Source organism: Streptomyces sp. AC558_RSS880 (assembly GCF_019049255.1).
GTDB lineage: Bacteria > Actinomycetota > Actinomycetes > Streptomycetales > Streptomycetaceae > Streptomyces.
Window position 1 is genome coordinate 181,344 of record NZ_JAGMUJ010000003.1, and the last position, 20,024, is coordinate 201,367.

Consider the following 20,024-nt stretch of genomic DNA (forward strand, 5'->3'; position numbering starts at 1 on the left):
GAGGGGTCCCGTTTCCGTGAGCCTGCATCCCACCCTCCAGCCCTACGCCGACGCCTGGACCCACTCCATCGAGGCGATATCCGAGCTGGTGCAGCCGCTCCCGGAGGCCGACTGGAACCGGCGGACGCCGTGCCCGGGCTGGTCGGTCCGTGACATCGTCTCGCACGTCATCGGCCTGGACTCCGAGATGTACGGCGACCCCCGCCCCATCCACACGCTGCCGCGCGACCTGTTCCACGTCACCAACGACCACCAGCGGTACATGGAGATGCAGGTCGACGTGCGCCGCCACCACACGGCGCCGGAGATGACCTCCGAGCTGGAGCTCATGATCATCCGCCGCAACCGCCAGCTGCGGAACGAGAACCGCGAGCCCGGCACCACGGTGCGCGGCCCGCTCGGCACGGAGCTGACGCTGGAGGAGTCCATGCGCCGGCACGCCTTCGCCGTGTGGGCGCACGAGCAGGACCTGCGCACGGCCCTCGGCCGCCCCGGCAACCTCGACTCCCCCGGCGCGTACGTCGCCCGTGACGTGCTGCTCGCCGAGCTGCCGCGCGTGGTCGCCGAGCTCGCGCAGGCGCCGCGCAGCTCGGCCGTGGTCATCGACGTCCACGGTCCGGTGGAGTTCCTGCGCACGATCCGCGTCGACATCCAGGGCCGGGGCACCCTGGAAACGGCCCCGGCCCTCGGCCCGGCCGCCTCCCTCGCCCTCGACTGGGAGACCTACGTCCGCCTGGCCTGCGGCCGGGTGACGGCGGAAGCGGTGACGGACCGGGTGAAGACGGAGGGCGACCAGGACCTGGCGGCGGCGATCCTCCGCTACTTCGCGGTCACCCCGTAACCGCGTATCCGCGGGCAGTCGTGCCGCAGGGCGGCACGGGTGGGCGATGGGGGTCCCCCCGCTCGAGCGCAGCCGAGAGTGGGGGAGGCACCCGGCAAGCGCCGGCCGCGCGACCCACCCCCGCCCGGCAACAACACCGGGCGCCTACACAGGCACGTGCACCGAAGCCACCCGGCTCGCGACCAACCGCTCCCGCTCCGCCCGAGCCGCCCGCCTCCGCAACCGCAGAATCTGGGTGACACCCAAGACCTGCAGCACGAACACGGACGAGAAGGCGACGGCGTAGTCGTCCCCCGTCGCGTCCAGCAGCACCCCGACCGCGAACAACGTCGTCATGGAAGCCACGAAGCCCCCCATGTTCGTGATCCCCGACGCCGTCCCCTGCCGCTCGGCCGGATTCGCCGGCCGCGCGAAGTCGAACCCGATCATCGACGCCGGCCCACAGGCCCCCAGCACCGCGCACAACACCACCAGCAGCCACATCGGCGCCGTATCCGCCGGATGGACCAGTGTGGCCGCCCACACCACCGCCGTCGCCCCCACGGTCCCCAGCGCCAGCGGCAGCCGCGCCCCGTGGTGCCGGGCGATGACCTGGCCGTACACGAGCCCGAAGACCATGTTGGACAGCACGACGAGAGTGAGCAGCTCACCGGCGGTCGCCCGGGACAGCCCCTGCGCCTCCACCAGGAACGGCATGCCCCACAGCAGCAGGAACACCATCGCCGGGAACTGGGTGGTGAAGTGCACCCACAGCCCGAGCCGCGTCCCCGGCTCCCGCCAGGAGGCGGCGATCTGACGGCGTACGTAGGCGGCGCCCTGGTGCGGAACCGGCTCCGGCTCGTAGCCCTCGGGGTGGTCCTCGAGGAAGAACAGGAGCAGCACGAACACCACGACACCGGCCAGCGCGCTGCCCGCGAACGCCGCCGTCCAGCCGATGCCGTGCAGCAGCCGGGACAGGACCAGCGTGGAGACGAGGTTGCCCGCCATGCCGGCCAGCCCCGCCATCTGCGCGACCAGCGGCCCGCGCCGGGCCGGGAACCACCGGGTGCCCAGCCGCAGCACGCTGATGAACGTCATCGCGTCACCGCAGCCGAGCAGCACCCGCGAGGCGAGCGCCATGCCGTACGACGGTGAGAACGCGAAGCCCAGCTGCCCGGCCGTGAACAGCACGACGCCGATGCCCAGCACCTTCTTGGTGCCGAGCCGGTCGACCAGCAGCCCGACGGGTATCTGCATGCCCGCGTAGACCAGCAGTTGGAGGATGGAGAAGGTGGACAGGGCGGAGGCGCCCACGTCGAAGCGGTCGGCGGCGTCGAGGCCGGCCACGCCCAGCGACGTGCGGAAGATGACGGCGACGAAGTAGACCGAGACGCCGATCCCCCACACGGCGAGGGCGCGCCGCCCGCCGGGCGGGTCCCCGGGCAGCGTGCCCGGAGCCGTACGCGCGCCGCTCATCGCACCTCACCCCGGGCCAGGTGGGAGAACCAGCCGACGTGCCGGTGGACGACCCCGACGGCCGCCTCCGCGTCGCCGGAGCGCAGCGCCTGAAGAATCTCCCCGTGCTCGGCGAGGGTCTTGGCGATCCGGTCGGGGTGGGAGTGCATCACGGCGACGCCCATCCGCAGCTGGCGGTCGCGGAGCTGGTCGTAGAGGCGGGAGAGGATCTCGTTGCCGCCGCTGCGGACGATCTCGGCGTGGAAGCACCGGTCGGTGACGGACGCCGCGGCGAAGTCACCGGCGGCGGCCTGCTCCTTCTGCCGGGCGAGCAGCTCCTCGAGGCGCTCGATGAGTCCGGGCGGCGCGGGTACGGCCTTCCTGGCGGCGTGCTCCTCGACGAGCAGCCGGGTCTCGACGACGTCGGCGATCTCCTGCGCGGAGACGGGCAGGACGAGGGCGCCCTTCTTCGGGTAGAGCTTGATCAGCCCTTCGGCCTCCAGCCGCAGCAGCGCCTCGCGCACGGGGGTCCGTGAGACCCCCACGGCCTCGGCCAGCTCGCCTTCGGTGAGCAGCGTCCCGCCCTCGTAACGGCGTTCCAGGACGCCCTGTTTGACGTGGGTGTAGACGCGGTCGGTGGCGGGTGGTTGCTTCACGACGGCCATGCTCATGCGGACAGGATAGATACAACACGCACGCATGGAAGAATCCATCCACGATGCGGACTCGAGAAAGTCGGAAGTGACCCCGACTCGCGCACAACCATCCGCACGCACCGCGAGTCAGACAGGAGTGGCCCCCCTTGTGGGCCGCACCTCAACTCGGCCGCAAGGCAAGGCCATTCCAGGTAATCGGGGTATTCGACTTGAAGATCGACATCCAGGGCATCCGTCTGCGCAGAGCCGTCGGCGTCGCCGTGACCACCGGCGCCGTGCTCGCCTCCGGTGCCCTCTACGCGGCGCCCGCGCAGGCCGCCGCCGCACCCACGATCGTCGCCAAGGGCGGCTACGTGATGAACAACGCGAACGGCAAGTCGCTGTACACGAAGGCGGCGGACACGCGCCGTTCGACCGGCTCGACGACGAAGATCATGACCGCGAAGGTCGTGCTCGCGCAGAAGAACTTGAACCTGGACGCCAAGGTCACGATCCAGATGGCGTACAGCGACTACATCGTGAAGAACAACGCCTCGTCGGCGCGGCTGATCGTCGGCGACAAGGTCACCGTGCGCCAGCTGCTGTACGGGCTGATGCTGCCGTCCGGCTGCGACGCGGCGTACGCGCTGGCGGACAAGTTCGGTTCGGGCACGACGCGTTCGGCCCGTGTGAAGTCGTTCATCGGCAAGATGAACTCCGAGGCGAAGAAGCTGGGCCTGAAGAACACCCACTTCGACTCCTTCGACGGCATCGGGAAGGGCAAGAACTACTCGACGCCGCGCGATCTGACGAAGATCGCGAGCAGCGCGATGAAGAGCTCCACGTTCCGCTCGATCGTGAAGACGAAGAAGTACACGGCGAAGACGAAGACCAAGACGGGCAGCACCCGCACGATGGCGCCGTGGACCAACACCAACACGCTGCTCAGCAGCTACAGCGGCACGATCGGCGTGAAGACCGGCTCGGGCCCGGAGGCCAAGTACTGCCTGGTCTTCGCCGCGACCCGCAACGGCAAGACGGTCATCGGCACGGTCCTCGCCTCGTCGTCGTCCGCCCAGCGCGAGAAGGACGCCAAGAAGCTCCTGGGCTACGGCTTCGGCAAGATCTGACCCACACGAACACACGCACGCAGGGGCTCACCGATACCGGTGGGCCCCTTCCGCATGCGGCCGGACCTGACGAACTCGACCTCGGTCTTCGTCAGGGCGTCGGAACCTGACGGGCGCGTTCCTGGTGGCGGCGGGCCTTGAGGCGATTGCCGCAGGTCCTCATCGAGCACCAGCGGGCGGTGTTGGCGCGGCTGCGGTCGAGGAGGAAGAGGCGGCACTCGTCGTTGCCGCAGGGGCGCAGTCGACCGGGCCTGCGTTCCCGGACGTCGTACCAGGCGAGCACCAGCTCCACCGCGAGCAGCCGCTCGGGCGGCACTTCGAGACGCCACCGCAGACCCGACTCACCGACCTCGGGAACCCGGTGCACGCCGGCCAGTATGCCCTGCAGTTCCGCCTCGGGCACGGTGCCGCGGGTGGCGGTCTGGAGCACATCCCTCGCCGTCCGCAGCCGGTCGATCGCCGCTGCGTCGCCGAGGCCGCCATGCCCCTCGGCCCACCGCCGCAGCACGGCGTCATCGGCCCACAGATCCTGTGGTCGGCCGTCCACCACCGGGGTGCTGTTCAGCGCCTCCAGCAGCGCTCCCTCGTCGATCATGTCCACCCACCTCCCCACCTAACCCCATCCAAACACTTGACAGGTTACCTCGCATCCGGTCCACTGAAGGCACAGGTAACCATCAAAAGCCCTTTGGGGGGTTAGAAGTGATCGAGATCCGTCACCACTACGCCACCGTGCGCGGACACCGCGTCTTCTACCGGGAGGCCGGCCCCGCCGACGCACCGGCTCTGGTACTCCTGCACGGATTCCCCACCAGCTCGCGCATGTTCCGCCGACTGATCCCGGAACTCGCCGACCGGTTCCGCGTCATCGCCCCCGACCACCTCGGCTTCGGCCACTCCGACACCCCGCCCGCCGACACGTTCCGGTACACCTTCGACGCGCTCACCGACATCACGGAGGAACTCCTGGCCGGGCTCGGTGTCACCAGCTACGCCGTGTACGTACAGGACTACGGCGCTCCCATCGGGTGGCGGCTCGCGCTGCGCGACCCGGAGGCGGTCACCGCGGTGATCACCCAGAGCGGCAACGCCTACGAGGACGGCTTCGTCCCCGAGTTCTGGGCACCGGTGTGGGCCTACGCGAACGCCCCGGGGCCCGAGACGGAGCCGGCGGTCCGCACCGCCCTCGACCTGGACGCCATCCGCTGGCAGTACCTCCACGGGGTGGACCGCCCCGAACTGGTCGACCCCGACACCTGGACGGCCGACCACCGTGACGTCAACCGCCCCGGCAACGACCTCATACAGCTCGCCCTCGTCCGTGACTACGCCACCAACCGCCCCCTCTACCCGCGGCTGCACGCGTACTTCCGGAAGAGCCGTGTCCCGCTCCTGGCCGTATGGGGAGCCGAGGACCTCATCTTCGGCCCCGACGGCGCGCGCGCCTTCGCGCGGGACCTGCCGGACGCCGAGATCCACCTGGTGCCCGGAGGCGGCCACTTCCTGCTCGAGAGCCACCTGGAGAGCACGGTCGGCCGCATCCGGGACTTCCTGACCCGTACGCTGCCGACGGTCCGGCCGTGACGTAGCACCATGCACACTCCCGCCGGCCGGTACAGCGGTATCGATCATGTTCGCTCGCAGTCGTGAACATCCCTGAACCGGCTGGCATATTCATTCCGCCCCGCTCTACGTTCCGCAGCGGAGGTGGTTCACATGAAAGAACCCAGCAAGCGACAGAACTCTGCCGAGCAGCACGAGGCGATCGACGTCAGCGATTTCGTCTACGCGGCCACCGGTGCCCGGGTGCGGAGGCTGACCATGCCGGACGGAACGCACTGGTTCCCGGCGGTGGACGTCTGCAAGGAACTCGGCCACACCAACTCTCGGCAGGCGCTCTCAGACCATGTTCCCGACGAGCACCGAGAGTGTATCGAGACCGTAAGCAGGGCTTACGGTCTCAGCATTCCCGCAGGTAGAGAGTGGCGTCGAGACTTGCAGGTCATCTCTCTCCAAGGTCTCGTCCTCCTCGTCAACGCCTGCACCAAACCGGCCTGCGCCCCTTTCAAGCAGTGGGTCGCCGAAGTGATCGAGACCGTTCAGCGGGAGGGTTCCTACTCTCTCGACGAGGCCGAGGTGCAGTCCGCCGAACCCGGCGCCCCCATCGCCTACGCCATGCCGGAGCAGGTCGCCGAGGCCATCGTCCGGCTGGAAGCGCACAACCTTCGGTTGGACGAGGAACTCGCCGACGGGCAACGTGAATCGATCGCGTTGCAAAAGGAGACATTGGCCATGCAGAGGGAGATGCTCGCCACGCAACAGGCGACCCTCGCCGTGCAGCAGGCCACCCTCGCCGTACAACAGGCCATGGTCCGGGCGATGGAGCGCATCGCGGACCGGTTCGACACCCTCGTCCTCGAGCGTCGGCCGCCCAAGGTCCTCCCCACCGCGCAGCCCACCACCGAGTCGGTGCTGGCCGACTGGAGGCATCGGCTGTCCGTGACGGAGGACGTGTGGGCGGTGGCCGTGGTGATCGCGCCGGTGCTCGTCGAGAAGGGTGAGCTGCGCGAGCCGCTGGAGTCGATCGCCGCCCGTACGGGGCTTTCCGTGCGGCGCGTCAACGAGTGCCTCCGGCTGCTGCGCAAGCACGCCTGCATTCGCTCGCGGGGCGGGGACGAGGACGGGGCTCCGGTGTACGTGCTCCACCAGGTCTGAGCGGACCGGCACAGCAGGAGGGGCGTCGCAATCCGAAGTTGCGGCGCCCCTCCCGTGATGAACCTAGCGGTTCGTGGGCGTCACGCCCAGCTGATCAGCCGCTTCGGCTGCTCCAGGATCGCCGCCACGTCGGCCAGGACCTTGGAGCCCAGCTCGCCGTCGACCAGGCGGTGGTCGAAGGAGAGGGCCAGGGTGGTGACCTGACGGGGCTTCACCTTGCCCTTGTGGACCCACGGCTGGAGCTTGATCGCGCCGACCGCGAGGATCGCGGACTCGCCGGGGTTGAGGATCGGCGTGCCCGTGTCGACGCCGAAGACGCCGACGTTGGTGATCGTGACCGTGCCCGCCTGCATCGCGGACGGCGAGGTCTTGCCCTCGCGCGCCGTGGACACCAGTTCACCCAGGGACTCGGCCAGCTGCGGCAGCGTCTTGGCGTGGGCGTCCTTGATGTTCGGGACGATCAGACCGCGCGGGGTGGCCGCCGCGATGCCCAGGTTGACGTAGTGCTTGACCACGATCTCCTGGGCCGCCTCGTCCCAGGAGGCGTTGATCTCCGGGTTGCGCCTGATCGCGACCAGCAGGGCCTTGGCGATCAGCAGCAGGGGGTTCACGCGCAGGCCCGTGAACTCCTTGTCCTGCTTGAGCTCCTCGACCAGCTTCATCGTGCGCGTCACGTCCACCGTCACGAACTCCGTGACGTGCGGCGCCGTGAACGCCGAGCCGACCATCGCCGCCGCCGTGGCCTTGCGGACCCCCTTGATGGGGACGCGGGTCTCGCGGGCGGTGTCGTACGACACCGGGGCCGCGGGGGCGGCAACCGGTACGGCGGCAGCCGGGACGGCCTCCTGCGGAGCCGGAGGCGCCACCGCCGCGTGGACGTCCTCGCGGGTGATGATGCCGTCCGGGCCGGTCGGGGTGACCGTCGTCAGGTCGACGCCCAGGTCCTTCGCCAGCTTGCGCACCGGGGGCTTCGCCAGGGGGCGGGCGTCGCCCGCGACGGGGGCCGGGGCCGGCGCGTGCCCGTTCAGCTCCTGCTGGACCGCTGCCGCCGCCTGCCGGGCCGCGGTGTCCGGGGCCGCCTGCTTGCGGGGGCGGCGGCGCGTCGAGGACGTCGCCACGCCGTAGCCGACCAGGACCGGCTGGCGGGCCGCCGGCTGCTCCTCGGGTTCCGCGGGCTCCTCGGCGGGGGCGGGCGCCTCCTCCTGTGCCTCCGGCGCCGCGCCGCCCGCGACGTCCACCGCGATGATGGACGTGCCCACGTCGACCGTGGTGCCCTCGGGGAAGTGCAGCGCGCGGACCACACCGTCGTAGGGGATGGGCAGCTCGACGGCCGCCTTCGCCGTCTCGACCTCGCAGACCACCTGGCCGTCGGTGACCGTGTCACCCGGCTGGACGTACCACTTGAGGATCTCGGCCTCGGTGAGGCCCTCGCCCACGTCCGGCATCTTGAACTCGCGTACGGACGCGTTCGTCATCGTCGTCACGACCCTCTCCCTCAGTACGCCAGCGAGCGGTCGACGGCGTCCAGCACCCGGTCCAGGTCCGGGAGGTAGGACTCCTCCAGGCGGGCCGGCGGGTACGGGGCGTGGTAGCCGCCCACCCGCAGCACCGGGGCCTCCAGGTGGTAGAAGCAGCGCTCCGTGATCCGCGCGGCGATCTCCGCGCCGGAACCGAAGAACACCGGTGCCTCGTGGACGACGACCAGGCGGCGCGTCTTCTCCACCGACGCCTGGATCGAGTCGAAGTCGATCGGGGAGACCGAGCGCAGGTCCAGCACCTCCAGGGAGCGGCCCTCCTCGGCCGCCGCACCGGCGACCTCCTGGCAGAGCTTCACCATCGGGCCGTACGCCGCGAGGGTGAGGTCCGTGCCCTCGCGCACCACACGCGCGGTGTGCAGCGGGCCCGGAATCGCCTCGGTGTCGACCTCGGCTTTGTCCCAGTAGCGCCGCTTGGGCTCGAAGAAGATCACCGGGTCGTCGCTCTGGATGGCCTGCTGCATCATCCAGTACGCGTCCGACGCGTTCGACGGGGAGACCACCTTCAGGCCCGCCACGTGCGCGAACAGCGACTCCGGGGACTCGGAGTGGTGTTCCACCGCGCCGATGCCGCCGCCGTAGGGGATGCGCACGACGACGGGGAGCTTGACCTTGCCCAGCGAGCGGGCGTGCATCTTCGCGAGCTGCGTGACGATCTGGTCGTACGCCGGGAAGACGAAGCCGTCGAACTGGATCTCCACCACCGGCCGGTAGCCGCGCAGGGCCAGGCCGATCGCCGTACCGACGATGCCCGACTCGGCGAGCGGGGTGTCGATGACGCGGCTCTCGCCGAAGTCCTTCTGCAGCCCGTCCGTCACCCGGAACACGCCGCCGAGCTTGCCGACGTCCTCGCCCATGACGAGGACCTTGGGGTCCGTGTCCAGGGCGTGCCGCAGCGACTCGTTGATCGCCTTGGCCAGGGCCATGTTCTTGGATGTCACGGTCTCCGCCATGTCACTTACCCCCGTCCTCGTCCGCGAACGACGCCTGGTACGCGGCGAACTGCGCACGCTCCTCGTCCACGAGCGCGTGTCCGTCCGCGTACACGTTCTCGAAGATGGCGAAGTGGTCCGGGTCCGGCATGGCACGGACCGCTTCGCGCACTCGTTTGCCCAACGCCTCGCTCTCGGTCTCCAGTTCCGCGAAGAATCCCTCGTCCGCGTGGTTTGAGGCTTCGAGGTAGCGGCGAAGACGGAGGATCGGGTCCTTGGCCTCCCAGGCCAGGCGCTCCTCGTCGCCCCGGTAGCGGGTCGGGTCGTCGGAGGTGGTGTGCGCGCCCATGCGGTACGTGAACGCCTCGACCAGCGTCGGGCCCTCACCGGCGCGCGCCCGCTCCAGGGCCCACTTGGTGACGGCCAGGTTCGCCAGCACGTCGTTGCCGTCCACGCGGACGCCCGGGAAGCCGAAGCCCTGCGCGCGCTGGTACAGCGGCACCCGGGACTGCTTCTCGGTCGGCTCGGAGATCGCCCACTGGTTGTTCTGGCAGAAGAACACCACCGGGGCGTTGTAGACCGCGGAGAAGGTGAAGGCCTCGGCCACGTCGCCCTGGCTGGACGCGCCGTCGCCGAAGTAGGCGATGACCGCGCTGTCCGCGCCGTCCTTGGCGACGCCCATCGCGTAGCCCGTGGCGTGCAGGGCCTGCGAGCCGATGACGATCGTGTACAGGTGGAAGTTGTTGCCGTTCGGGTCCCAGCCGCCGTTGTTCACGCCGCGGAACATGCCGAGCAGGTTGGTCGGGTCCACCCCGCGGCACCACGCGACGCCGTGCTCGCGGTAGGTGGGGAAGACGTAGTCGTCGTCGCGCAGCGCCCGGCCGGAGCCGATCTGCGCCGCCTCCTGACCGAGCAGCGAGGCCCACAGGCCCAGCTCGCCCTGGCGCTGCAGGGAGGTGGCCTCGGCGTCGAAGCGGCGGGTGAGCACCATGTCGCGGTACAGGCCGCGCAGGTCGTCGGCGGTGACGTCGGCGACGTACTGGTCGAACTCGGCGTTCTTGACGCGCTTGCCCTCGGGCGTCAGCAGCTGGACGAGGGCGGGCTCGGCGCTCTTCCCGGCGCCGGTGGCCTTCTTGGTGGCACCGGCGGCCTTCTTGGTGGTGCTGGTGGTGCGCTTGGTGCCGGTGGTGCCGGCCTTCGTTCCGGCGCTGCGTCGCGGTGTGCGCGCGGCAGTGCTCTCCACGGTCACGTGTGCTCCTCCGTCGGTCCGGCCCCCGGGGTTGCCGGTAGGCCAGTGCGGCTCACCTGTTCTCGACCACCGGGCACGGGGTGGGTGCCACTCGGCCGGGAACAGGCGTGACAGGTGCCCCGGCGAGCGCCCTGCAAGAGGCACGTTACCCAGTGCTCCACATCTCTGTGAAACCTCTCTGACCTGCGATTTTGCTTGGATTTCCAAGTAAATCGGGGAAGGTCTCGAAGGCGCGCTGGTCACAGCCTCGCAGGAGGCCGGAGCAACGGCACGTTATCCCGGCCACCCCGGGCACGGGAAGGGTCGAGTTTCGTGTCCGGGAGTGGTACACCGCGCGGGGTGAGCAGGGGTGCGGCCGGTGCGACCGGAGCGACCGGGGGTCAGCCGGTCACACCTTCGAGGCTGCCCGTGCCGGCGTTCTCGCCGCCCGCGTCCGTGCCGCCCGCGTCCGCGCCGCCGTTCTCCGTACCGCCGTCCCCGGTGCCGCCGTTCTCCGTGCCGCCGTCCTCGGTGCCGCCGTTCTCCGTACCGCCGTCCTCGGTGCCGCCCGTCTGGGTCGGCTGCGTGGACGTCGGCGGGGCGGTCGGCTCCTCGGGCTGCGTCTCCGTGTACGTCGGCTCCTGGGGCGGCGTGTACGGCTGGTCCCAGTTCCCGCCGGATCCCGTACCCGGGTCGGTCTCGGTCTCCGTGCCCGGGTCGGTCGTCTTCTCGGTCGCCTCGTCGCTCGGGCTCTCGCTGGACTTCTCGTCCTCGGTGGTCTGCGTCACGGACGGAGACGGGTCGGTGCCGCCCCCGCCCCCGCCGTCGCCGTTGTTCAGCGCGAGCGCCACCCCCGCCGCGACGGCGATCACCGCGAGCACCGCGAGGATCCACAGCTTGCCGCGGCCGCTGCCCTGGTTGCCGTGGCCCTCGAAACCGCCGTCGTCCCCGCCGCCGTACCCGGTGGGCAGGATCGGCTGCGGGATCGCCGCCGTACCGGTGACGTCGGGGTGCGGCATCGCGGTGGTGCCCGCGAAGCCGGCCGCCGGGGTGCGCGGGCCCTCGTGCGTCTCCACCGGGCCGGTGTTCCAGGTGCCGGTGTGACCGCCCTGCTCGTAGAGCATCTGCAGCGCGTACTGGATCAGTCCGCGCATCTCCTCGGCCGTCTGGAAACGGTCGTCGGGCTCCTTGGCGAGGGAGCGCATGACCAGCCCGTCCAGCTCCGGCGGGCAGGCGTCCGAGGCCTCCGACGGGGGCGTGGGGATGTCCTGGACGTGCTGGTAGACCACCGACAGCGGCGTCTCACCGGTGAAGGGGGGCCGCAGCGCCAGCAGTTCGTACAGCAGGCAGCCGGTGGCGTACAGGTCGGACCGGTAGTCGACGGCCTTGCCGAGCGCCTGCTCCGGGGAGAGGTACTGCGGGGTGCCCATGACCATGCCGGTCTGGGTCATCGTCGTGGACGCGCCGTGCAGCGCGCGGGCGATGCCGAAGTCCATCACCTTCACGGCACCGTTGTGGGTGATGATGACGTTGGCCGGCTTGATGTCGCGGTGCACGATGCCGTGCTGGTGCGAGTAGGCGAGCGCCTCCAGGACACCGGAGACGATGATCAGCGCCTGCTCGGGGCCCGGGGCCTCGGCGTTCATCAGCAGGTCGCGGATGGTGCGGCCCTCGACGATCTCCATCACGATGTACGGGACCGACTGGCCGCCGACGACGTCCTCGCCGGAGTCGTAGACGGCGACGATGGCATGGTGGTTGAGACCGGCCACCGACTGCGCCTCGCGCGTGAAGCGCGCCTTGGACACGGGGTCCTCGGCGAGGTCGGCGCGCAGCAGCTTGACGGCGACCGTGCGGCCGAGACGTACGTCCTCGGCGGCGAACACCTCGGCCATGCCGCCCCGGCCGAGCCTGTGGGTCAGCCGGTACCGGCCGTCGCCGACGAGCCCGCCGTTGCCCCAGTTGTCCGGCGCGTCCGAGATGCCGCCGCCAGTCGCCTCGGGGTCGGACGGGCCCTGAGCGCGCTGCTGCTGTGCCATCAGTCCTCGCCGTCGTTTCTGCCCGCGGTGCGCGCGGTGTTGTTACGGTCTTCGTCGGCCACGCTACAGCCTCAGCGTGTGCCCCCGGTCCGGGACGGGCTGCCAGGACCGGCACGAGACGGACCGGCCATGAAACCCGTACTCCGTACTGTCGTGCAAATTCCGTGTACCGGTAGTACGACCGCTGTAACGCTTCCGCGACGCTTCCTTCGCGTACGGTCACGGAACGGGCACCGCGCTTGACGTGTCAGTGGCCTGGGGCAGACTTGGCCGGGAATAGCGCATGGGATCTACGACGGTTCGGCCACCGACGGCGGCGCCGGAGAGGCTACGGGGGACGCGGAACATGAGCCAGCACGGCGCACAGGGCCACAACGCGGGGCGGGCGCTCGCCGGCGGACGTTACCAACTGCGGGACCTGCTCGGCCAGGGCGGCATGGCCTCGGTCCACCTCGCCTACGACAGCGTGCTCGACCGCCAGGTCGCGATCAAGACGTTGCACACGGAACTGGGCCGGGAGCAGGCCTTCCGCGAGCGTTTCCGCCGCGAGGCCCAGTCCGTGGCGAAGCTCACGCACACCAACATCGTCTCGGTCTTCGACACCGGCGAGGACGACATGGACGGCATGACGACGCCGTACATCGTCATGGAGTACGTCGAGGGCCGCCCGCTGGGGTCCGTCCTCGACGAGGACGTGCGGCAGCAGGGCGCGATGCCCGCCGACAAGGCGCTGAAGATCACCGCGGACGTCCTGGCGGCGCTGGAGATCAGCCACGAGATGGGGCTGGTCCACCGCGACATCAAGCCGGGCAACGTGATGATGACCAAGCGCGGCGTGGTCAAGGTGATGGACTTCGGCATCGCCCGCGCCATGCAGTCCGGCGTGACGTCGATGACGCAGACCGGCATGGTCGTCGGCACCCCGCAGTACCTCTCCCCGGAGCAGGCGCTCGGCCGGGGCGTGGACGCCCGCTCCGACCTGTACTCGGTCGGCATCATGCTGTTCCAGCTGGTCACCGGGCGGCTGCCGTTCGACGCGGACTCGCCGCTGGCCATCGCGTACGCGCATGTGCAGGAGGAGCCGCCGGTCGCGTCCTCGATCAACCGTTCGCTGCCGCCGGCCGTGGACGCGCTGATCACCCGCGCGCTGAAGAAGAATCCGAACGAGCGTTTCCCCAGCGCGGAGTCCATGCGCGGGGAGTGCCTGCGGGTGGCGCAGTCCTTCCACGCGGCCCCGCCGAGCATCGTCCCCGGTGCGCAGGCGCAGAGCGGCGCGGGCGTCGGTTCCGCGGTGTTCCCGCCGGTCGACCAGGCGACCCCGGCGCCCACGGGCAATGTGCAGACGCCGTACCAGCCGACGCCCAACCCCTACGGCACTCCGGCGCCGTCACCCGCGTACGGCTATCCGCAGCAGGGCGGCTACCAGGCGCCCACCCCGTCGCCGTACGCTCCGCAGCCGGGGCCGCAGACCCCGCCGCCGTACAACATCACGCCCCAGACGTCCGGCTCGGGCGGATCGGGCGGATCGGGCGGCGGCCGGAACAAGCCGGTGGTCATCGGGTCGGTCGTCGTCTCGCTCGTCGCCGTCGGCGGTCTGATCGCGGCGCTGATGATGAACGGCGGCGAGGAGGATCCGCAGGCCGGCGGAGGCGGCAGCGCTTCGGCCTCGGCGTCGGCGACCAAGGCGGAGGGCTACCGCGGGCCCGACACGTCGAAGGTGATCGACAAGGAGGAGTGCGAGGAGCCGCAGGAGTCGTACAACGACCCCGACAAGGTCCGGCTGCCGAACTTCAAGTTCAAGTACATCGGGTCGGTCAAGGAGTGCTTCCAGGCCGCCGGCTGGAGCGACATCAAGATTCTCAACGTGGACGAGAACACCTACGGCGAGGGATCCGTCCGGGACCAGTTCCCGCCGGCGGGCACGGACGTCGACCCCGAGGACATGCCGCAGATCACGCTCAAGGTCTCGACGGGCAACCCTCCGTCCTGATCCCCGGCCGTACGCGACACGGCGGAGGGGCCCGGCATCGGATGCCGGGCCCCTCCGTGTCGTCCGGGTCGTTCTTGTCGTCCGGGTCGTTCTTGTCGTCCGTGTCGTTCTTCTCGTTCGGGCAGGGACGGTGGGGTGGTTACAGGTACGGGCCGCCCGAGCGGCCGCCCATGTGCGGGTCCTCCAAGCCGTCGCCGGCGCCGGGCGGGAGGGCGCGGCGCATCTGCTCCAGCTGGGCGCGCGCGGCCATCTGCTGGGCGAAGAGCGTGGTCTGGATGCCGTGGAACAGGCCCTCCAGCCAGCCCACCAGCTGGGCCTGCGCGATCCGCAGCTCGGCGTCGCTCGGGGTGGTCTCGTCCGTGAAGGGCAGGGAGAGCCGCTCCAGCTCCTCGACCAGCTCCGGGGCCAGGCCGTCCTCCAGTTCCTTCACCGAACTGGCGTGGATCTCCTTGAGGCGGACCCGGCTGGCCTCGTCCAGGGGAGCCGCGCGCACTTCCTCCAGCAGCTGCTTGATCATGCTGCCGATCCGCATGACCTTCGCCGGCTGCTCCACCTGCTCCGTGAGCGGGGTCTCGCGGGAGTCCTCGTCCCCGCTGCCCGCGCCGAGCGCCATGCCGTCCTGGCCGACGACCAGGATCTGCGGATTCTCCGGCGACCGTTCGTTCCTCGGCATCTCCATGCCGCCATTGTCGCGCACGGCCGGGTGCCGCTTCGGCGGTGCCCCCGGAAGCGGGGCTCTTCGGCGGGATCCACCTGACGGACGTATCCGGAATGCCGGGAGCATCCGGTGATGCGAGGCTGTTGGGCGTCCATCCGGCCCATCTTGCCGACGGTGTGACCGAGCACCGGACGGCGCGGGAGGTCACGGTCGTGACTCCATGGCTGCGTGTAGTGGGGGCGACGGTTGTTCTGGTCACGGGGGCGGCGGTGATGCCGTACGGCCCCGTCCCGGCGCCCCTCGGCGCGAGGGCGGCGTACGGGGCCGCCCCCGCCCCTTCGACCCCGTCCCCCTCATCCTCGTCGTCCTCGTCGTCGTCCACGTCGTCGCCCTCAGGGGAGCCGTCGCGGGCCGGGAACCGGCCCGGTGAGGGACGGGACCGGCCGGGACGGCACAGGGTGACCGAGGAGGAGCCGCGGGAGCGGGAGCGGGAGCGTGGACACGGCGACCGGGACGGCGCGCACGACGGGGACACCGGTGCCGTACCGCGGAAGCCGGGGCGCGCCGAGGACATGAGCGGGCGGCCGGACGCGGCCGGCGTACCACGCCCGGGGAACGACGAAGACGCGCCCCGGGCACCCGGCGGGGGCGACACCGTCCCGCGGACACCGGCGTCACAGGCGGCGGTCCCGGAGCCCTCCGCCACCTCGCGGGCGGCGGAGCCGAACGCGGTCGCCTCCACCGAGCCCGTGCTGCGCATCCTGCCGCTCGGCAGCGGTCTGGTGCTCATCGGACTCGGCTTCGGCCTCGCCTTCGTGGCCCTGCGCATGCGCCAGGGGAACGGCACGTCCTGAGCCGGGCGGCGCCTTGTCGGGAATCTCCTGACAGGCCACGCCGAACCGGGCAGGGTGGCTTCCGCAGACCTGACGACAGGGGGAGGCGCTCAGCCCGGACGACCGGAAGGCCTTCGAGAAGGCGTACGCCAAGGCCTCCGAGGCGCTGGCCGCGGCACCCGAGTGCATCGACTACGAACTGTCCCGCTGCCAGGAGGAGACCGACCGGTACGTCCTGCGCATCCGCTGGACGTCCGTCGAGGACCACCTCCAGGGCTTCCGCAAGGGGGAGCGCTTCCCCGCGTTCTTCGCCGCGATCCGGCCGTACGTCACGGCGATCGAGGAGATGCAGCACTACCTCGCCACCGGCGTCGCCGGCAGCGGCGGGGCCGGCGCGGACGAGGGGGCCGTCGCGCAGCCCGTGGACGAGGGGGCCGTCGCGCAGCCCGTAGGGGACGCCGAGCACGCCCCGGACGCTCCCGGCACTCCCACGATCCACGCGTGGCTGGGCGGCGACGCGGCCCTGAACCGCCTGACCGAGGTGTTCTACGGCCATGTCCTCGAGGACCCGGTCCTGGCCCCGGTGTTCGCCGGCATGGACGACGAGCACCCCCGTCACGTCGCGCAGTGGCTCGCCGAGGTGTTCGGCGGGCCCGAGGCGTACACCGCCGAGCGCGGCGGCCACCCGCACATGGCCTCCCGGCACCTGGGCCGCGGCATCACCGAGCGGCAGCGCCGCCGCTGGGTGGACCTCCTCCAGGACTCGGCGGACGAGGTCGGCCTGCCGGCCGACCCCGAGTTCCGCGCCGTCTTCCTCTCCTACATCGAGTAGGGCACGCGCATGGCGGTGCTGTACTCGGGCGGGAACCCGCCCCCGGTGGACGCGGCCGACGTGCCGCGCTGGAAGTGGGGGGCAGGCCCCGCCCTGGCAGCCGGCCGGCTGACCCGGCCGTCCGGGTTCAGCCCGGCGTGACCAGCAGGACCTTGCCGATGTGGCCGCTGTCCTCCACGACCCGGTGGGCGGTGGCCGCGTCCGGCATCGGGATCTCACGGTCGATGACGGGGCGGACACGGCCGTCGGCGACGAGCGGCCAGACGTGTTCGCGTACGGCCGCCACGATCGCCGCCTTCTCCTCCGGGGGCCGGGCGCGCAGCGAGGTCGCGCTGATGGCGGCGCGCTTGCCGAGGAGTGCGCCGATGTTCAGCTCCCCCTTCACACCGCCCTGCATGCCGATGATGGCGAGCCGGCCGTTGACGGCGAGGGCCTGGACGTTGCGGTCCAGGTACTTGGCGCCCATGTTGTCGAGGATCACGTCCGCGCCGGCGCCGTCGGTGGCCCGCTTCAGCTCGGCGACGAAGTCCTGCTCGCGGTAGTTGATCAGGATGTCGGCGCCGAGTTCGGCGCAGCGCTCCAGCTTCTCCGTGGTGCCCGCGGTGACGGCGACCCTCGCCCCGACGGCCTTGGCGAGCTGGATCGCCATGGTGCCGATGCCGCTGGAGCCGCCGTGCACCAGGAGGGTCTCGCCGGGACGGAGGTGGGCGACCATGAAGACGTTCGACCAGACCGTGCAGACGACCTCCGGGAGCGCCGCGGCCTGGTCGACGGTGAGCCCCTCGGGGACGGGCAGCAGCTGCCCGGCCGGGACGGCGGCCTTCTCCGCGTAGCCGCCGCCGGAGAGCAGCGCGCAGACCTCGTCGCCGACGGCCCATCCGCTCACCCCGTCACCGAGCGCGGCGATCCGTCCGGAGCATTCGAGACCGGGGTGGGGGGAGGCGCCGGGCGGGGGGTCGTAGAAGCCCTGCCGCTGGAGGATGTCGGCCCGGTTGACGGCACCGGCCACCACCTCGACCAGGACCTCGCCGGGGCCGGCCACGGGGTCGGGGACCTCGTCCCACACCAGCGCCTCGGGCCCACCGGGTTCGGGAATCGTGATCGCATACATGAGGGGGACGGTACTCCTGGGGCGCGGCGGGCCCGGCGTACCTCGTCCTACGATCCGGGTCGCCCTTTCCTCGGTCGCGGGACCGGTCCTTCCTCGGTCGTGGGACCGGTCCTTCCTCGGTCGCGGGACCGGTCTCCTCTCGGTCGTGGGACCGGTCTCTGGGAAATCCTCGTGCGGGAGCGATGAGTTTGCGTGACGGTGAAGGTCTGTCCATGCGTAGCCCGAGCACGCGGAAGGACCCGAAGCATGAGCACGCAGACGTCCGGCCTGGCGATCGAGACCGCGGGCCTGGTCAAGACCTTCGGTGAGACGCGGGCCGTGGACGGCGTCGATCTCGCCGTGCCGGCCGGCACGGTGTACGGGGTCCTCGGACCGAACGGCGCCGGCAAGACCACCACCGTGAAGATGCTCGCCACCCTCCTGCGGCCCGACGGCGGTGAGGCCCATGTCTTCGGTCACGACATCGTGCGCGAGGCCGACGAGGTGCGCGGCCGGGTGAGCCTCACCGGCCAGTACGCGTCCGTGGACGAGGACCTCACCGGCACCGAGAACCTGGTCCTGCTGGCCCGGCTCCTCGGCCACCGCAAGCCCGCCGCCCGCACCCGCGCCGCCCAGCTCCTCGAGGCCTTCGGCCTCACGGACGCGGCGGGGAAACAGGTCAAGCACTACTCCGGCGGCATGCGGCGCCGCATCGACATCGCCGCGTCCATCCTCAACACCCCCGACCTGCTGTTCCTCGACGAGCCGACGACCGGCCTGGACCCGCGCAGCCGCAACCAGGTGTGGGACATCGTGCGCGCGGTCGTCGCCCAGGGCACGACGGTGCTGCTGACCACGCAGTACCTGGACGAGGCCGACCAGCTGGCGTCCCGGATCGCCGTCATCGACCACGGCAAGGTGATCGCCGAGGGCACCAAGGGCGAGCTGAAGGCGTCCGTCGGCGCCGGATCCGTCCATCTGCGGCTGCGGGATCCCGAGCAGCGGCCGCTCGCCGCCGACCTGCTGCGCCGCGCCCTCGACGCGCGGGTGCAGCCCGAGCCCGACCCGGTGGCGCTGACCGCCCGCCTCGCCGCCGCGAGCCACGACACGGCTGCCGAGCAGGCCGCCCGCGCACTGAGCGAACTGGCCCGGGCCGGCGTCACCGTCGACAACTTCTCGCTCGGCCAGCCCAGTCTGGACGAGGTGTTCCTGGCCCTCACCGGCCACGACACGCACGAATCCGACCAGGACGACTCCCACGACCCGAAGGACGAGGTGGCGGCATGAGCACCACGACGACCACCGAGAGCACCGAACTCGCCCCGGTGCGCACCGACTCCCTCGCCGAACTGCTGGTCGCCAAGGAGCGCCCGCCGCGGCCCAGCGCCTGGTCGGCCTCGCTGACCTTCGGCTGGCGGGCGATCCTGAAGATCAAACACGTGCCGGAGCAGCTGTTCGACGTGACGGCGTTCCCGATCATGATGGTGCTGATGTACACGTACCTGTTCGGCGGGGCGCTGGCCGGGTCGCCGAAGGAGTACATCCAGTTCCTGCTGCCGGGGATCCTGGTGATGTCGGTCGTGATGATCACCATGTACACCGGTGTCTCGGTCAACACGGACATCGAGAAGGGCGTCTTCGACCGGTTCCGCAGCCTGCCGATCTGGCGGCCGTCGACGATGGTCGGTTATCTGCTCGGCGACGCCCTGCGCTACACCATCGCGTCGGTCGTGATGCTGACCGTCGGCATGATCCTCGGTTACCGCGCCGACGGCGGGGTGGCCGGAGTGCTCGCCGGGATCGCGCTGCTGGTGCTGTTCTCGTTCGCCTTCTCGTGGATCTGGACCATGTTCGGGCTGATGCTGCGCACCGAGAAGTCGGTGATGGGCGTCAGCATGATGGTGATCTTCCCGCTCACCTTCCTGTCCAACGTCTTCGTCGACCCGCGCACCATGCCGGGCTGGCTCCAGGCGTTCGTCAACAACAGCCCCGTCACCCACCTGGCGTCCGCGGTGCGCGGACTGATGGCGGGTGACTGGCCGGCCGACGAGATCGCCTGGACGCTGGGCTGGGCCGGACTGTTCGTGGCGGTCTTCGGGCCGGTCACGATGCGGCTCTACAACAGGAAGTAG

General features: G+C 70.9%; 20 protein-coding genes and 1 pseudogene. 12 read left to right on the forward strand and 9 right to left on the reverse strand.

What is annotated here, in order from left to right:
• The first annotated feature begins 16 nt into the window (after window positions 1-16).
• Entirely contained in the window at window positions 17-841 is an 825-nt protein-coding gene (locus KUM38_RS01025) for a maleylpyruvate isomerase family mycothiol-dependent enzyme (RefSeq protein ID WP_217127319.1), read from the forward strand.
• Between the two features lie 144 nt (window positions 842-985).
• Here the strand turns inward: KUM38_RS01025 and KUM38_RS01030 are convergent, their stop codons facing one another.
• Both KUM38_RS01030 and KUM38_RS01035 read right to left on the reverse strand, forming a co-directional pair.
• Entirely contained in the window at window positions 986-2,296 is a 1,311-nt protein-coding gene (locus tag KUM38_RS01030) for a nitrate/nitrite transporter (protein ID WP_217127320.1), read from the reverse strand.
• Window positions 2,293-2,946: a GntR family transcriptional regulator gene (locus tag KUM38_RS01035; RefSeq protein ID WP_217127321.1), complete on the reverse strand. Its 654-nt coding sequence runs from the start codon at window positions 2,944-2,946 to the stop codon at window positions 2,293-2,295. The genes KUM38_RS01030 and KUM38_RS01035 overlap by 4 nt, the downstream gene beginning before the upstream one ends.
• Before the next feature lie 194 nt (window positions 2,947-3,140).
• On the opposite strand from KUM38_RS01035, the gene KUM38_RS01040 reads away from it, so the two are divergent.
• Entirely contained in the window at window positions 3,141-4,040 is a 900-nt protein-coding gene (locus tag KUM38_RS01040; protein ID WP_217127322.1) for a D-alanyl-D-alanine carboxypeptidase family protein, read from the forward strand.
• A 91-nt stretch (window positions 4,041-4,131) separates the two neighbouring features.
• Here the strand turns inward: KUM38_RS01040 and KUM38_RS01045 are convergent, their stop codons facing one another.
• Window positions 4,132-4,635 carry a CGNR zinc finger domain-containing protein gene (locus tag KUM38_RS01045; RefSeq protein WP_217127323.1) on the reverse strand — a complete coding sequence of 168 codons (504 nt, stop codon included), beginning with the start codon at window positions 4,633-4,635 and terminating at the stop codon, window positions 4,132-4,134.
• A gap of 107 nt (window positions 4,636-4,742) precedes the next feature.
• Here KUM38_RS01045 and KUM38_RS01050 point away from each other — a divergent pair, with 107 nt between their 5' ends.
• Both KUM38_RS01050 and KUM38_RS01055 read left to right on the forward strand, forming a co-directional pair.
• A complete protein-coding gene (locus KUM38_RS01050) occupies window positions 4,743-5,624 on the forward strand; it encodes an alpha/beta fold hydrolase (protein WP_217127324.1) in 882 nt (293 codons plus the stop codon).
• Window positions 5,625-5,756: 132 nt separating this feature from the next.
• Window positions 5,757-6,755, forward strand: a complete 999-nt coding sequence (locus KUM38_RS01055) for a Bro-N domain-containing protein (protein ID WP_217127325.1) — start codon at window positions 5,757-5,759, stop codon at window positions 6,753-6,755.
• An 80-nt stretch (window positions 6,756-6,835) separates the two neighbouring features.
• Here KUM38_RS01055 and KUM38_RS01060 read toward each other — a convergent pair whose 3' ends face one another.
• The 4 genes from KUM38_RS01060 to KUM38_RS01075 form a co-directional block, all read right to left on the reverse strand.
• A complete protein-coding gene (locus KUM38_RS01060; RefSeq protein ID WP_217127326.1) occupies window positions 6,836-8,239 on the reverse strand; it encodes a dihydrolipoamide acetyltransferase family protein in 1,404 nt (467 codons plus the stop codon).
• An 11-nt stretch (window positions 8,240-8,250) separates the two neighbouring features.
• On the reverse strand, window positions 8,251-9,243 hold the full coding sequence (locus KUM38_RS01065; protein WP_217127327.1) for an alpha-ketoacid dehydrogenase subunit beta: 993 nt from the start codon (window positions 9,241-9,243) through the stop codon (window positions 8,251-8,253).
• A gap of 1 nt (window position 9,244) precedes the next feature.
• A complete protein-coding gene (gene pdhA, locus KUM38_RS01070) occupies window positions 9,245-10,471 on the reverse strand; it encodes a pyruvate dehydrogenase (acetyl-transferring) E1 component subunit alpha (protein ID WP_217127328.1) in 1,227 nt (408 codons plus the stop codon).
• A 380-nt stretch (window positions 10,472-10,851) separates the two neighbouring features.
• Window positions 10,852-12,489: a protein kinase gene (locus KUM38_RS01075; RefSeq protein WP_217127329.1), complete on the reverse strand. Its 1,638-nt coding sequence runs from the start codon at window positions 12,487-12,489 to the stop codon at window positions 10,852-10,854.
• Window positions 12,490-12,835: 346 nt separating this feature from the next.
• Here KUM38_RS01075 and KUM38_RS01080 point away from each other — a divergent pair, with 346 nt between their 5' ends.
• Complete coding sequence (locus KUM38_RS01080; RefSeq protein ID WP_217127330.1) at window positions 12,836-14,479, forward strand: protein kinase; 1,644 nt, start codon at window positions 12,836-12,838, stop codon at window positions 14,477-14,479.
• A gap of 139 nt (window positions 14,480-14,618) precedes the next feature.
• On the opposite strand, the gene KUM38_RS01085 is transcribed toward KUM38_RS01080, so the two are convergent.
• Window positions 14,619-15,158, reverse strand: a complete 540-nt coding sequence (locus tag KUM38_RS01085; RefSeq protein WP_217127331.1) for a bacterial proteasome activator family protein — start codon at window positions 15,156-15,158, stop codon at window positions 14,619-14,621.
• Between the two features lie 199 nt (window positions 15,159-15,357).
• On the opposite strand from KUM38_RS01085, the gene KUM38_RS01090 reads away from it, so the two are divergent.
• The 5 genes and pseudogenes from KUM38_RS01090 (at window position 15,358) to KUM38_RS43210 (ending at window position 16,943) form a co-directional block, all read left to right on the forward strand.
• A complete protein-coding gene (locus KUM38_RS01090) occupies window positions 15,358-15,567 on the forward strand; it encodes a hypothetical protein (RefSeq protein WP_217127332.1) in 210 nt (69 codons plus the stop codon).
• A gap of 28 nt (window positions 15,568-15,595) precedes the next feature.
• Window positions 15,596-15,991, forward strand: a complete 396-nt coding sequence (locus KUM38_RS01095) for a hypothetical protein (RefSeq protein WP_217127333.1) — start codon at window positions 15,596-15,598, stop codon at window positions 15,989-15,991.
• 145 nt (window positions 15,992-16,136) lie between these two features.
• Window positions 16,137-16,223 (forward strand): annotated as a pseudogene (locus KUM38_RS43485) (antibiotic biosynthesis monooxygenase); the annotation flags it as partial.
• Between the two features lie 93 nt (window positions 16,224-16,316).
• The gene (locus tag KUM38_RS43205) at window positions 16,317-16,802 is read left to right on the forward strand and encodes a group II truncated hemoglobin (RefSeq protein WP_308408874.1); all 486 of its coding nucleotides are present in this window, start codon (window positions 16,317-16,319) and stop codon (window positions 16,800-16,802) included.
• 9 nt (window positions 16,803-16,811) lie between these two features.
• Window positions 16,812-16,943 carry a hypothetical protein gene (locus KUM38_RS43210; protein WP_308408875.1) on the forward strand — a complete coding sequence of 44 codons (132 nt, stop codon included), beginning with the start codon at window positions 16,812-16,814 and terminating at the stop codon, window positions 16,941-16,943.
• Here the strand turns inward: KUM38_RS43210 and KUM38_RS01105 are convergent.
• Entirely contained in the window at window positions 16,930-17,913 is a 984-nt protein-coding gene (locus tag KUM38_RS01105) for an NAD(P)H-quinone oxidoreductase (RefSeq protein ID WP_217127334.1), read from the reverse strand. The two genes, KUM38_RS43210 and KUM38_RS01105, sit on opposite strands and share 14 nt — an antisense overlap.
• Before the next feature lie 246 nt (window positions 17,914-18,159).
• On the opposite strand from KUM38_RS01105, the gene KUM38_RS01110 reads away from it, so the two are divergent.
• Together KUM38_RS01110 and KUM38_RS01115 are read left to right on the forward strand one after the other, a co-directional pair.
• Window positions 18,160-19,179 carry an ATP-binding cassette domain-containing protein gene (locus tag KUM38_RS01110; protein ID WP_217127335.1) on the forward strand — a complete coding sequence of 340 codons (1,020 nt, stop codon included), beginning with the start codon at window positions 18,160-18,162 and terminating at the stop codon, window positions 19,177-19,179.
• Window positions 19,176-20,024, forward strand: coding sequence for an ABC transporter permease (locus KUM38_RS01115; protein ID WP_217127336.1), 849 nt, complete (start codon window positions 19,176-19,178; stop codon window positions 20,022-20,024). The genes KUM38_RS01110 and KUM38_RS01115 overlap by 4 nt, the downstream gene beginning before the upstream one ends.